Source organism: Amycolatopsis sp. NPDC104587, assembly GCF_055583645.1.
Genome location: NZ_JBVJNO010000002.1, coordinates 516,039 through 528,822, shown reverse-complemented (window position 1 = coordinate 528,822; position 12,784 = coordinate 516,039). Strand labels below are relative to the sequence as shown.

Genomic DNA, 12,784 nt, shown 5'->3' with positions numbered 1-12,784 from the left:
GGGATTCAGCGGTTGGCGAGCTGGTCGAGGGCGGCCTGGGTGCCGTTGAAGACGTCGCCGGTCGCGGGCGCCGGGATGCCGTCGGGGATGGCCGCGTCGGTGTACTGCCACATCAGCCAGGTGCTCGACCCGGCGGGCAGCGCCGGCTGCGTGACGGACTGGCGGTAGTCCGCGAGCTGCATCGGATAGGCGGCGAACGCCGTGGTGCCGCCCAGGCATGAGTCCAGAAACGACTTCTGGGTGTAGATGATCGGGGTCCGGCCGAACGCCGCGGCCACCTTGTCCAGCCACGCCTTGGCGTCGGCGACGGTGACGTAGGGCGGGCAGCCGCCCGAGCCGTCGTCCTTCCACTCCAGGTCGAACACGGGCGGCAGGTCACCGGCGCGCTTGCCGGTGTAGCCGGTGGCCTTCACCGCCGCGATGAACCGGTCCGCCTGCGCACCGCCGGTGCCGGCCGCGGTGCCGGTGTAGAAGTGGTACGGGCCCACGGCCAGTCCGGCATTGCGGGCGGCGGGCAGGTCCGTGGCCAGGTACTCGTCGGTGACGTTGAGGCCGCGGGTCGCCTTGACCGTCGCGAACTCGACGCCGGACGCCTTCACCGCGGCCCAGTTGATCGGCGCGCCGCCGGGGTGCTGGTACTTCGCGGTGTCGACGCCGTCGATCGGGCGCCCGGCGGGCTTCGGCGGCACGCAGTAGGCGTTGCGGGCGGACCAGTCGGTGACCTTCGCCCAGGTGGTGGGCCCGGCGACACCGTCGGCGCCGGCGTTGACGCAGTGCTGGAACTGGATCACCCGGTTGCGGGTGCCGTCGCCGAAGTTGCCGTCGATCGTCAGCGGCGGGTAGTGGCCGGGCTCCATGGCGAGGTTCAGCCGGCACTGGAGCTCCTTGACCTCCACGCCGCTGGAGCCGCTCTGCAGGGTCGGGCGGGCGGTGGAATGGCCGCACACCACGCTCTGCGCCGTGTCCGAAGTGCCTTGGGTGGCGCATTTGCGGGGGTGCGCGGACCACGTGTTCAGCGCGGCCCAGGTGTTCGGCCCGATCTGGCCGTCCACGCTCAACGCGGCGCAGCGCTGGAACACGCGCACACGCGCGTCGGTGGCCGGGCCGAAGGAGCCGTCCGCGCCGATCGGCGTGTACTTGCCGGCCTTGGTCGCCAGGTTCAGCTGGCACTGGGCCTCGGCGACCTCGGTGCCGGTCGCCCCTTGTTTCAGGGTGGGCTGGGCGCTGGTGTGCCCGCACACCGCGACGGGTGCGGCCGCGGCGGTGGTGGCGGCCGCGGCGGGGAGCACCAGCAGCACCGCGACGGCCAGAGCGAGTCTTTGCATGGCCAGGAGGCTGGCAGCGGGCGCCGTGCCGGTCGCCGGTCCGCGGCCAAGTCGGGACGCCGGGACAGTCCCACCCCGGTGGACCAGCGGGAATGCGACCCCGGTGGGACACCGCTGGGACGCCGGGTACATCAATCCAGGTTGATGTATTCTCCGCTCGTGACCACTGCCCCGCCGTCGTTCGTGCGGCTGTTGAGTGAACCCTTGCGGTGGCAGCTGGCGCGTGAGCTGGCCACGAGCGACCGGCGGGTCCGGGAGCTGGTCTCGGCGGTCGGGCAGCCGCAGAACCTCGTCTCCTACCACCTGCGGCAGCTGCGGGCCGCCGGGCTCGTGACGTCACGGCGCAGCAGTTTCGACGGCCGGGACACCTACTACCACCTGGACCTCGCCCGGTGCGCGCGATCGTGGACGGAGGCGGGCGCGTCGCTGCACCCGGGTCTCACGGCCGGTTCCGAGGCGCCCGTCGGCCGGGTCCTGTTCCTCTGCACCGGCAACAGCGGCCGCTCGCCGCTGGCCGAGGCGCTGCTGCGGCACCGCGCCGGGAGCCGGGCCGAGGTGGCCAGCGCCGGCAGCCACCCGAAGCCGTTGCACCCCGACGCCGTGCGCGCCGCGGCCGAGCTGGGCGTCCCGCTGGTGCACGAGCCCACCCACCTCGACACCTTCCGGCGCCGCCGGTTCGACCTGGTGGTCAGCCTGTGCGACCGCGTCCGGGAGGTCTGCCCGGAGTTCCCCGGGCACCCCGAGACGATCCACTGGAGCATCCCCGACCCCGCCCGTGAGGCCGACTCGCTCCCCGCGTTCCGGCGGACGGCGGCCGAGCTGGACGACCGGATCCGGTTCCTCGTCCGATGACGGCGAAACCGGGTCTCGGCACCGTGCTGCGTGAGTGGGGACGCATCGGGTGCATCGGCTTCGGCGGCCCGCCGACGCACATCGCCCTGCTGCGCGCGCTGTGCGTCGAACGCCGCCAGTGGCTCTCGGCCCGCGAGTTCGAAGACGCCATCGCCGCGTGCAACCTGCTGCCCGGGCCCGCCTCCACCCAGCTCGCGATCTTCTGCGCCTGGCGCGTCCGCGGGCGGGCCGGGGCGCTCGTCGGCGGGGCCGCGTTCATCGTGCCCGGCCTGATCGTCATCCTCGCCCTGGCCGCCCTGTTCCTCACCGGCACCCCGCCTTTGTGGATCCGCGGCGCGGGGGCGGGGGCGGGCGCCGCGGTCGCGGCGGTCGCCGTGCACGCGGGTGCCGGCCTGGTCCCGGCCGGCTGGCGGCGCGCGGCGGACACCAGCCGGGTGCGCTGGGCCGCCTACCTCGGCCTCGGCGCCCTGGCGGCGGCCACCGTCGGGCCGTGGCTGGTGCTGGTCCTGCTCGGCTGCGGGGTCGTCGAGCTGGTGGTGCGCCGGGCGCGGACCCCGAGCCTGCTGTTCGTCCCGGCCAAGTCCCTCGTCGGGGCGGCGGCCGGGGCCGGCGTCTTCCTGTCCGTGGCCTGGGTGGCGCTCAAGGTCGGGACCCTCTCCTACGGCGGCGGGTTCGTGATCATCCCGCTCATGCGCGCCGACGCCGTCGACCACTACCACTGGATGACCGGCGGCCAGTTCCTCAACGCGGTCGCGCTCGGCCAGATCACCCCCGGCCCGGTGGTGCAGACCGTCGCCGTCGTCGGGTACGCCGCCGCCGGCCTCGCCGGGGGTGTGCTCGCGTCCGTGGTCGCGTTCACGCCGTCGTTCCTGTTCGTCCTCGTCGGCGCCCGCCACTTCGACCGCCTGCGGGACAACCCGTCGGCGCGCGCCTTCCTCGACGGCGCGGGCCCGGCCGCGGTCGGGGCGATCCTGGGCTCGGCGATCCCGCTGGCTCTCAGCCTCGACCACGTCTGGCAGTTCGCCGTCCTGGCCGGCGCGGCGATCCTCCTGCCGGCCTGGAAACGCGGGGTCGTCACGACGCTGCTGGCCGCCGCGGCCGCCGGCTCGCTGCTCGCGCTGATGGGCGTGCCCGTCTCGTCGTGACCACGTGACAGGATGCGCCCATGCGGGTGATGCGCCTCGAACCGTCCGATGACGTCGGGCGGAAGCGGCTGGACACGAACACCGTCGCCCGCCTCGAAGGCGTCGCCACCGTCGCCGAGCTGCTCGACGTGCTCGCCGAACTCCGGGCCGAGCACGGGCCCGTCCTCTGCACGCTCGACGACGTCGGCCAGTGCGCCTACACCAGCGGGCACGCCACCGAAGACGACCGGCTGTGGTTCGACGGCGACGACGCCGACGGCCGGGCCGCTCACATCGCCGCCGCCCTCGACGATCCCCGGTACCGGGTCGCCTGGGACGAGCTGCCCGGTGAGAGGCTCGGCGGGGAAGCCGACGTCGCGGCCCTCGTCGCGGTGAACCGGGAGCCGGACCGCTTCCTCGACGACCTCGTGCTCGTCCAGCGGGTTCCCGTGGCCCGCGACGACCTCGCCGTCGCGGGCCTCCCGAACGGCTACTTCAGCGCTGACTGGGACGTCTTCCAGAACCACACGATCATCCGGCGGCTCGCCACGCACGGCTACCGCCACATCGGGATCGGCGCCTCCCTGCTCGGGTTCGACCGGGCGGCCGCTCCTTCCGCCAAGGAAGGGGCGGCCGTCGTCGCCGATCTGAAGCACCTCTTCGGCGCGCCCGGTGCTGCCGGCTGGGCGGAGCTCGCCGCTCTGCTACCGCAGCGGCGGCTGCTTTTCCTCGGGTACACCGAGAACTTCCCCGACCTGGTCGGCTGACGGGGCCGCACGGAAATCGCGCGAGCTATGATTTCGCAGGTGAGCGAAGAGCTGCGCTACAGAGCCGGGGACGCCGACGGAAACGCGGTGCTTCGCCTTGCACTTCTGGAGGCGTGGGGGCGCCGTTGTTACCTGTGCCACGAGCCGAAGGACTTCTCCGAAATCGAGATAGACCACATCGTTCCACACACGATAACGCCGGGAGATCTCCGAGAACTTCTGCTCGAGCACGTCCCTGAGCAGCATCGGGACAATTTTGACGTACACTCGGCATACAATCTCGCACCGGCCTGCACCCCGAACAATCGAGCAAAAGGAGACTGGACCTTTCGCGGGTTGGGCATTCTGACGTTGAACCTGAGAACAGCCCGACGCTTGTACCCAGAGGTCGCGAAGTTCATCCGAAGGTTCCGGTCGTCGAATTCGGTAACCAAGGCACTCCTGGCGATCTCAACCGCCGACCTGTCCGATCCGGGCGCCCGCCAGGCGCTCGGCAACCTCGGGCCGCTCGTGGTCCAGCGGTTCGCAACACTTGCACCTGCGATACTGACCCAGTACTCGGTCAGCCACGAGCTCCGCGATCCGAGCGAGGACGAAACCCTTCGCACCCTCGTCAACCTGGATGAAGCCGGGCGGCGAACTCAGATAATCCTCATCGATCACTACGACCTGAACATCGATGATGTTCTGATCGATGTCGGCTCAGCCCTGAAAACGGTGATCACCGAGCACATTCAGGGCGACATGGCCGCCGACCTGGAGAGATCCGGCGTCACCTGTCTCGAGGTCGGAGAGCCGGTCGGACGACGAGACATCGAAGTGAAAACCTTGACCTTCGACATCATCGACTCCGTCTTTGTCGCACAAGGCACTTTCGACGTCGACATGTCAGCCGACGTCATCGCACTTGACGACAGCGACTCGGGCTCGGGCAGTTTTCAAGAGGATGCTGCCGCCCATGGGCGGTTCTCCGCCACGTTCTGGCCGGAAGAATCCTCCTCCACGGGCGTGGAAGTCGACACACCGGTCCTGGACGAATGGCAGGCAGGACCGATGCCCTGGTGAACCTGGCCGTCCGCCAGTGACGGTGATCATCTACGGCTCGTGTCCTGCCGCTGCCTGAGTGACCTACTCCGCCAGCCCGGCCACGCGGAGCCAGACCTCGAGGCAGGTGTCGGCGGCCCGGTGCAGCTCGGCGGCCGAGACCGCGGAGGCGCGGTAGAACGTCCGCTCGATCATCCAGCACAGCGCCCGGGCGAGGGCCGGCGCGCCGTCCGGGCCGTCGCCGTCCGCTGCTCCGGCGCGGGTCAGGAGGACGGTGATCGCCTCGATGAAGATCTCCGCCGTCTCCATCCAGAGTGCGTCGAGCTGCGGGATCGCCGCGGACTGGTCGATGGCGACCCGCATGATCACGCCGTGCTCGAGCCACCGGTCGCGGGTGCGCGCCACCGCCGTCGTGATCGCTTCGCGGGGCGCGGCCGGGTCCTCCGCCGCCGCGCGGGACTTCTCGCGCAGTCCTTCCACCTGCTCGGCGAACAGGGCGACCAGCGCGTCCTGCTTGGAAGCGAAGTAGAAGTACAGCGACGCGCGGGACAGCCCGGCGCCGTCGGCGAGGTCGGTCATCGTGAGGGCATCGAAGCCCTTGTGGGACAAGAGTTCTTCGAGGACGTCGAGAATCTTCCGCTCTCGTTGGTCCCCTTTGGACGGTGTGGCGGACCGCCGCCGTCCCGCCTTCGCGATTTCGCCCACGCCGTCAGCTCGCCGCGATCTGGTGGCCGTCCGGGAAGTCCGTGGACCGGGACAGCTCCTCCCACGCTTCGAGGTCCGCCGCGACCGCGGCCCGGCCGGCGCCCACCAGCCGCAGGGCGTCGGACCCGAGCACCAGGTGCACCGGCGGCTTATCGGCGTCGAGCACCGCCAGCACGGCCTGCGCGGCCTGGGCCGGGTCGCCCAGCTGGCGCCCGCTGGCCGCCTGCCGGGCGGCGCGGACCGGCTCGAACAGCTCGTCGTAGTCCGGGATCGAGCGCTCGCCGCGGACCATCGACCGGCCGGCCCAGTCGGTGCGGAACGAGCCGGGTTCGAGGATCGTCACGTGCACCCCGAAGCCGGCGACCTCCTTGGCGACGGTCTCCAGGATGCCTTCGACGGCGTACTTGCTGCCGCAGTAGTAGGCCAGCCCCGGCACGGTCATCAGCCCGCCCATCGAGCTGACGGCGAAGACGTGCCCCGACCGCCGGGCCCGCATGCCCGGCAGCACGGCCTGCACGGTGGCCGCCACCCCGAACACGTTGGCGGCGAACTGCGCCCGCAGCTCGGCCAGCGGCGACTCCTCGAAGACGCCTTCGTAGCCGTACCCGGCGTTGGCGATGAGGACGTCGACCGGGCCGACGGTCGCCTCGACGTCGGCCACCACGGCGAACACGGCGTCGTCGTCGGTGACGTCGAGCCGGCGGGCATGGGCCCGGCCGGGCGCGAGCGCCTCGAACGCGGCCAGGTCCTCCGGGCGGCGCACGGTGCCGGCCACGGTGTGCCCGGCGTCGAGCGCGCCCTGCGCGAAGGCGCGGCCGAGACCGCTGCCGACGCCGGTGATGAGGAAGGTTCGTGGGGTCATGAGCTCGACTCTACACCCCGTCTAGAAAAATCGACAGTGTGTCGATTCGACGGCGCCTGCGCACCGTTTGTCCACTGTGGAGAGACGCTGCCGTTGCGCCGATCGGGTGGCTTCCGTCCCGGGACCCCAACCCTTCCCCCCGGCTCGGAGTGTTCCGCCCGATCGCTCGAGACCAGGGGGTTCCATGCACCGACGTTCGAGTATTCTCGCCGCCGTCCTGCTGACGGCCGGTGCGACGCTGAGCGCACCGGTCGCCGTGGCGGGATCCGCCGCGCCGGCCGGGAGCAGCGCGTCACCGGCCCAGCCGGCCACCGCCAACGACGGCGTCCAGCGCAGCAGCGGCCGCGCCCACGACCTCACCGGGGACGGGTGGCCGGACATCCTCGCCCGCGAGCCCGGCGTCGGCAACGGGACGCTCTGGGCCTACACGCACTCCGGCAAGTTCCAGGGCACGAGCACCTTTTCGGCCAAGACGAAGATCGGCACCGGCTGGAACGTCTACAACTGGGTCGCCGACGCCGAAGTCACCGGCGACGAGACCGAGGCCGCCGCGGAAGCGCCGGCCGACATCATCGCGCGGCGGGCGACCGACGGCGCCCTCCTGGTCTACCCCAACCGGGGCGTCGTCAACGGCGTGGTCACGTTCGGGACACCGGTCCAGGTCGGCTCGGGGTGGAACAGCCAGACGAAGATCGTCATCGCGGACGTCACCGCCGACGGGTTCGACGACATCCTCTCCTTCGACGCCGACGGGAACTGGTGGGTCTACCCGCACAGCGGCACGTTCAAGGGCTTGCAGACCTACCTCCCGCGCGTGTCGGTCGGGCACGACAGCCTGGAGTGGATCGGCTGGGTGCTCGCCACGCCGTGGTTCCGGGAGAACCCCGACCGGATCATCACGGTGAACGGCAGCGGCGAAGTGCTCGACGGTCACCACACCCAGAAGTTCGCCGGCACGGCGACCTTCGCCGACGAAGTCGTGCTGCCCGGCACGGTCTTCGACTGGAAGACCACCACTTCGCTTTCGTTGCTGGACATCAACGGCAACGGCACCGACGACTTCCTCAAGCGCCTTCCGGACGGCAAGCTGCTGGCCTACCCGTTCCTCGGCTGGGGGAAGTCGCCGGCTTTCGGAGCCGGCGTGCAGGTCGGCAGCGGGTGGCAGATCATGGATCTGATCACGTGACCGGCTCGCTCCCGTCTCCCCCTTCCCCTCGGCCGGACAGGTGATCCCCGTGCAGAAGAGAACCGTTTTTTCCGCCGTCGTCACGCTGCTGCTGATGACCTCGCTGGTGGCCGAGACCCCGGCCGCCACCGGACACGAGCTGCCCGGGCCGACCAGCGGCGTGACGCTCAGCCAGAACTACCAGCCTTCGCAGCAGGACTACGTGACCGAGACCCGCGCCGAAGACGTCGACGCGGCCGTCACCCCCGTCACGTTCGACGAGTGCAAGGACTTCACCTCCACACCCGCGGCGCCGTACTGGTTCAAGGACCGGTTCAACGCCTGTTTCTCGGGCAACATCGAGTACATCTACTACGAAAACGTCGGCGGCTTCGAAATCGAAGTCGGGCGGAGCATCTTCCGGGCCGACTTCATCGCCACCGGCCGCGACCAGCTCAACGAGGTCCAGTTCGGCGTGCGGCTCGTCCACCTGGAAGACACCGGCGAAACCCACAAGGACACCAACCGGCTGGAGATCACGCTCGGCTGCGGGAACGCCGACACCGCCCGGCAAAGCACCTGCACCCTTCCGGCCAACGCCGTGGAGAAGACGGTGCAGCAGTGGGACGACGAGGGCGCCACCGACCCGGTCTTCTTCACCGCGACCGCGACGACGACCAGCGTGCCCGCCGACAAGTACCAGCCCGAGAACCGGGGCCTCTTCGCGTTCAACCTGAAGTTCACGTCGAAGAGCCCGGGCGGGGAGAGCCGGTCGAACCAGATCCCGGACGAGCAGTTCCGCTGCGACGTCGTGACCGACACCGGGTACGTCACCGGCAGCCACTGCGTGTTCAACCGGGTGGTCTCGTCGCTGGTCCTGGACGCCGCGAGCACGCAGTACAAGGATTCGGCCCTGTTCATCCGCGACGCCCAGAACAACCTCCAGGTCACCAAACCGGGGGTGCCCGGCAAGCGGGTCGCGGGCCGCAAGGACAAGGCGGAGCCGTTGCACCGGCTGTGGAAGGGGTACGACACGGGCAACAAGATCGCGGGGTCACGCCGGAAGGTCCGCAGCGCCTGCCGGTTCTACTTCGGGGTCAACTACACCAAGGGGGCGAACAACACGCCGCACGACTGCGACGAATACCCGTTCGCGACGACCTACGAGAACACCGCCAAGGTCGACGAAACCTCGCCGTGGAGCTATGCGGTGAGGGCGCTGAACGCGTCGCACAACCGCAGCGCCGGCGCGATCTACGGGCAGTTCCTGATCCGCGACCACATCCTCGACTCCGACGGCTTCTACGTCGAAGTCCGCTAGGGTCAGGTGATCGCGAGGTTCTGGGCGGTGGTGTTGCCGGCGAAGCCGTTGACACCGAACCTCCCGGAGGCGTAGGTCGGGTCGGTGGTGTCGATGACGGGCGCCGCGCCGTGGTCCAGCCAGACCTGGATGCGCGCGCCCGTCGTCCGCACCGTGAGGTGGTAGGTGCGGCCTTCGATCACCGGCGCCGGGTACGTCGCGATGTCGCGGCCGGGCCGCCAGAGCTTCACCAGGCCGTTCGTGTCGACGTTCGCCGTGTACCCGTCGCCGTCCGCCGTGGCGCGGAAGGTCAGGCCGGCCGCTGTGCCGTTCGTGACGGACACGTCGCCGTCGTAGGTGAAGTCGGTTCCGGTGCGGTCGCTGAGGTAGAAGCCGTTGCCCGACGCGGTTCCGTGCAGCCCGGCCGGCGTGGTCGTCCAGACGCCGCCCCGGGTTGTCCACGGCCCGGACGTGAAGGTGGTGAAGCCGTTCGGACCGGTGTTGAGGTTCTGCACGGTGGCCGAGCCGTGGTAGGCGTTCGCGCCGAAGCGCCCGGACGGGTAGGCGGTGTCGGTGGCGTCGATGACCGGCGTGGTGCCGTGGTCGAGCCAGACCTGGATGTGCGAGCCGGTCGTCTGGACCTTCAGGTGATGGGTGATGCCCGGCTCGATGGGCGTCGCGTGGGTGGCGATGTCCCGGCCGGGCCGCCAGAGCTTGACCACGCCGCTCCGGTCGACGTTCACGGTGTACCCGGCGCCGTCGGCGGAGGCCCGGAAGGTCAAACCGGCCGCCTGCGCGGTGTCCAGCCGGACGTCACCCTGGTAGACGGCGTCCGCCGCAGTGCTCGCGCTGAGGTAGAAGGCGTCACCGGACGCCTGCGCCTGCTTGCCCCCGGCGGTGTCGGTCCACGAGCCGCCGGCCGCGTGCCACGGGCCCTGGAGGGTGCTCTCCAGTGTCGACTGGGCGGTGCCCCAGCTGGTGCTGAGCCGGGTGAACTCGGCGCTCTTCAGCCGGACCGCGCCGCCGGTCGCGAAGAGCCGGATGCCCTGGCTGACCGCGGCGGAGTCGAAGTTCACGTTGTCCGCCAGGGAAAACAGCCCGTCACCGCTGAAGACCTCCAGCTGACCGCGGTCCACGAGCAGCCGCACGCTGACCTCACCACCGGTGGGCGGCAACGGCTTGCCGTCCAGAGTGCCCGCCGCGCGGTCGTACACGACGGTGCGGTCGGCGCTGCCGTCGGACCGGCTGTGCAGCGCGAAGCCGAACTGCCCGGCGGTCGCGCCGGCGACGTCGAAGGTCGCGGTGATCTCGTAGGTGTCGGCGAGGATCCCGGCGAAGGGGTTGCGCCCGCCGTCGCTCACGGTCTCGTCGCGCCAGGTCCGGCTGTCGGCGCGCAGTGAGTCCAGCTCGGCGACCGGGGTGCGCGTCACCCGCGAGCCGTCGGGAGAGTCGACCAGGCCGAGCGTGACGGGGAAGGTCGCGTTGCCGGTCCAGGTGCTGCCGCGGTTGCCGCCCTGCCAGGCCATCTGGACGACCCGGCCGTCCGGCGTGCCGGTGAAGGTTTCGGCGGCGTAGAACGTGCCGCCGGCGTAGGTGGTGCCGAGGTTCATCTTCTTCGGCTGCGGCCGGCCGGTCCGGAAGGTCCGGCCGTCGAACACGCCGACGACGTATTCGCCGGTCGCCGACGTGAGCACCCACTGGCCGCCCAGGGGGAACAGGTCGGGGCATTCGAAGAGCCAGTCCGCCGCGTACCGGCTGGCGAAGGTCCAGTGCAGCAGGTCGGGCGAGGTGTAGAGGTCAACGCCGTTCCCGCCCCGGTTCGACCAGACGACCATGGCCCATTGGTGGCGCGCGGCGTCCCAGACGACCTTCGGGTCCCGGCTCTCCTCCGGGATCTCGATCTGCTTGCGCCCCTTGTCGTACGCCTGGAAGCTGCGGCCGTTGTCGTTGCTGGAGAAGATGCTTACGCCGTTCGTGTTGCTGAACACCACGATCGGGTCAAGCGAGCCGGTCTTCAGCCCGGACGTGTTGTCCCGGTCCACGACACCGCCGCCGGAGAACAGGGTGCCGGGGTGGACGTCCGGCTCCAGCGCGACCGATTTCTGGGTCCAGTGCACCAGGTCCGGGCTCGTGGCGTGGCCCCAGTGCATCGTGTCCCACTCGAGGCCGTGGGGGTTGTGCTGGTAGAAGAAGTGGTAGAGGCCGTTGGCGTGGACGAGCCCGTTGGGGTCGTTCATCCAGCCGGACTGCGAGCTGAAGTGGAACTGACCTCGGAACGGCTCCTGGTAGGTGGTGGCCGGATAGGGGAACTCCGGGTATTCCCAGGGTGTTCCGGCGTTCGCCGGGGCGGCGGGCACCAGCGCGGCGAGGGCGACCAGGAGGACAACGAGCGACGCGCGCGCGAGGCGGACCACGGACCCCATCCCTTCCGCCCGTGCGGGCAGCCGTTTTCACGGTCCTGCGCGGGGGTGGGGCTGTCAACCGCCGCGCCGGATCTTGTCCGGACAGTTCCGTTGGTCGCTTGACCTCCGGTGGGGTCGAGGTTGTCGGATGGTTCCCATGGAGATCATCGGCTTGGGCTGGCTCGGCACCCGCACTTCGGAGGCGGCCGCGTTGGCGCGGTTCTATCGTGAGGTGCTTGGGCTTCCGTTGGCTCATGAGCACTTCGACACGGGTCCGGTGGCCGGGTTCGCGGTCAAGGATCTGCCGGGGGCGGTCGCCGGGCTGCGGGCGGCGGGTGTGGAGCTGGTGGGTGAGGCTGGGCCGAGCTGGCAGCATTTCCGTGGCCCGGATGGTTTTGTCTACGAACTCGTGACGGCGGGAGGTTCTCGGCTGGCCGGAGCGCGCGCCGCCTCGGGACCTGCCGTCGGCGGGCGAGGAATCGCTGGGCGGGCCCGGTCGACATGACGGGGGGCGGCCGACCGCCGCTGCCGGGACTGCCGGGACGAAGGTGAATTGTGCACCAACGGCGCTCACCGGGGCGACCTACGACGTCGACGGCGGCCAGCAGGTCGTCGCCCGGTGACGGTCAGGCGCCGCGCGGCCGCACGTGCGCGCGCTCGCCCTGGGGTCCGAACAGGACGAGCGTCTCGACCGGCCGGCCGTCGGCCGAGCCGAGCCAGTGCGGCAGCGCGGTGTCGAACTCGGCCGCCTCACCGGGCGGCAGCACCAGGTCGCGGTCGCCGGTGAGCAGCCGCAGGTGTCCATTGAGGACGTACACCCACTCGTAACCGCCGTGCGTCTGCGGCGTGGGCTCGGCCGGGTGGCCCGGGATCAGCAGCTTGAACGCCTGCACGCCGCCCGCGCGGCGGGTGAGCGGGAGGTAGGTCATCCCGTGGCGGTGGATCGGCCGCAGGTGCACGCGCGGGTCGCCGGTGGGCGGGGCTCCGACGAGGTCGTCGAGCGGCACCCCGTGCACCCGCGCGAGCGGCAGCAGCAGTTCGAGGGTGGGCCGCCGGCCGCCGCTTTCCAGGCGGGACAACGTGCTTTCCGAGGTCCCGGTCGCCGCCGAGAGCTCGGCGAGGGTCAGCCCGCGCTGCTTGCGCAGGGCCCGCAGCCGGGGGCCGACCGCGTCCAGCACCTGCTCCGTCTCGTCCGCCATGCCGCCGATCTTGCCAGGCCGGCAAGTTTTCGTGCGTTC

Annotated in this window: 12 protein-coding genes; 7 read left to right on the top strand and 5 right to left on the bottom strand. The window is 70.8% G+C overall.

All coding sequences use genetic code 11. The annotated features are described in order from the left end of the window. Positions 1–5 precede the first annotated feature (5 nt). Positions 6–1,325: a GH25 family lysozyme gene (locus tag ACZ61C_RS06905; RefSeq protein WP_465303696.1), complete on the bottom strand. Its 1,320-nt coding sequence runs from the start codon at positions 1,323–1,325 to the stop codon at positions 6–8. A gap of 159 nt (positions 1,326–1,484) precedes the next feature. Between ACZ61C_RS06905 and ACZ61C_RS06900 the strand changes: the two genes are divergently transcribed. Genes ACZ61C_RS06900 through ACZ61C_RS06885 form a run of 4 tightly spaced genes read left to right on the top strand, consistent with a single transcriptional unit; the run spans position 1,485 to position 5,133 of the window. Continuing rightward, positions 1,485–2,177: an arsenate reductase/protein-tyrosine-phosphatase family protein gene (locus ACZ61C_RS06900; protein WP_465303694.1), complete on the top strand. Its 693-nt coding sequence runs from the start codon at positions 1,485–1,487 to the stop codon at positions 2,175–2,177. Next, the gene (gene chrA / locus ACZ61C_RS06895) at positions 2,174–3,322 is read left to right on the top strand and encodes a chromate efflux transporter (protein ID WP_465303692.1); all 1,149 of its coding nucleotides are present in this window, start codon (positions 2,174–2,176) and stop codon (positions 3,320–3,322) included. Before ACZ61C_RS06900 ends, chrA begins: the two co-directional genes overlap by 4 nt. A gap of 20 nt (positions 3,323–3,342) precedes the next feature. Then, on the top strand, positions 3,343–4,068 hold the full coding sequence (locus ACZ61C_RS06890) for a hypothetical protein (protein ID WP_465303690.1): 726 nt from the start codon (positions 3,343–3,345) through the stop codon (positions 4,066–4,068). A gap of 39 nt (positions 4,069–4,107) precedes the next feature. Continuing rightward, positions 4,108–5,133 carry an HNH endonuclease gene (locus ACZ61C_RS06885; RefSeq protein ID WP_465303688.1) on the top strand — a complete coding sequence of 342 codons (1,026 nt, stop codon included), beginning with the start codon at positions 4,108–4,110 and terminating at the stop codon, positions 5,131–5,133. Between the two features lie 63 nt (positions 5,134–5,196). Here the strand turns inward: ACZ61C_RS06885 and ACZ61C_RS06880 are convergent, their stop codons facing one another. Further along, on the bottom strand, positions 5,197–5,817 hold the full coding sequence (locus ACZ61C_RS06880; protein WP_465303686.1) for a TetR/AcrR family transcriptional regulator: 621 nt from the start codon (positions 5,815–5,817) through the stop codon (positions 5,197–5,199). Positions 5,818–5,821: 4 nt separating this feature from the next. Next, positions 5,822–6,679 carry an oxidoreductase gene (locus tag ACZ61C_RS06875; RefSeq protein WP_465303684.1) on the bottom strand — a complete coding sequence of 286 codons (858 nt, stop codon included), beginning with the start codon at positions 6,677–6,679 and terminating at the stop codon, positions 5,822–5,824. Positions 6,680–6,863: 184 nt separating this feature from the next. On the opposite strand from ACZ61C_RS06875, the gene ACZ61C_RS06870 reads away from it, so the two are divergent. Then, positions 6,864–7,865, top strand: a complete 1,002-nt coding sequence (locus ACZ61C_RS06870; RefSeq protein WP_465303682.1) for a hypothetical protein — start codon at positions 6,864–6,866, stop codon at positions 7,863–7,865. Positions 7,866–7,914: 49 nt separating this feature from the next. Continuing rightward, positions 7,915–9,165, top strand: coding sequence for a NucA/NucB deoxyribonuclease domain-containing protein (locus ACZ61C_RS06865; protein WP_465303680.1), 1,251 nt, complete (start codon positions 7,915–7,917; stop codon positions 9,163–9,165). Between the two features lie 2 nt (positions 9,166–9,167). On the opposite strand, the gene ACZ61C_RS06860 is transcribed toward ACZ61C_RS06865, so the two are convergent. Then, on the bottom strand, positions 9,168–11,558 hold the full coding sequence (locus tag ACZ61C_RS06860; RefSeq protein ID WP_465303678.1) for a glycoside hydrolase family 32 protein: 2,391 nt from the start codon (positions 11,556–11,558) through the stop codon (positions 9,168–9,170). Positions 11,559–11,703: 145 nt separating this feature from the next. On the opposite strand from ACZ61C_RS06860, the gene ACZ61C_RS06855 reads away from it, so the two are divergent. Further along, on the top strand, positions 11,704–12,051 hold the full coding sequence (locus ACZ61C_RS06855; RefSeq protein ID WP_465303676.1) for a VOC family protein: 348 nt from the start codon (positions 11,704–11,706) through the stop codon (positions 12,049–12,051). 121 nt (positions 12,052–12,172) lie between these two features. On the opposite strand, the gene ACZ61C_RS06850 is transcribed toward ACZ61C_RS06855, so the two are convergent. After that, positions 12,173–12,745: a helix-turn-helix domain-containing protein gene (locus tag ACZ61C_RS06850; protein ID WP_465303675.1), complete on the bottom strand. Its 573-nt coding sequence runs from the start codon at positions 12,743–12,745 to the stop codon at positions 12,173–12,175. Positions 12,746–12,784: the final 39 nt, after the last annotated feature.

Excerpts from the sequence above, each read along its gene's own strand:
- ACZ61C_RS06875 (WP_465303684.1), bottom strand. The coding sequence starts at position 6,679 with ATGACCCCACGAACCTTCCTCATCACCGGCGTCGGCAGCGGTCTCGGC.
- ACZ61C_RS06855 (WP_465303676.1), top strand. The coding sequence starts at position 11,704 with ATGGAGATCATCGGCTTGGGCTGGCTCGGCACCCGCACTTCGGAGGCG.
- ACZ61C_RS06905 (WP_465303696.1), bottom strand. The coding sequence starts at position 1,325 with ATGCAAAGACTCGCTCTGGCCGTCGCGGTGCTGCTGGTGCTCCCCGCC.
- ACZ61C_RS06890 (WP_465303690.1), top strand. The coding sequence starts at position 3,343 with ATGCGGGTGATGCGCCTCGAACCGTCCGATGACGTCGGGCGGAAGCGG.
- ACZ61C_RS06850 (WP_465303675.1), bottom strand. The coding sequence starts at position 12,745 with ATGGCGGACGAGACGGAGCAGGTGCTGGACGCGGTCGGCCCCCGGCTG.
- chrA (WP_465303692.1), top strand. The coding sequence starts at position 2,174 with ATGACGGCGAAACCGGGTCTCGGCACCGTGCTGCGTGAGTGGGGACGC.
- ACZ61C_RS06870 (WP_465303682.1), top strand. The coding sequence starts at position 6,864 with ATGCACCGACGTTCGAGTATTCTCGCCGCCGTCCTGCTGACGGCCGGT.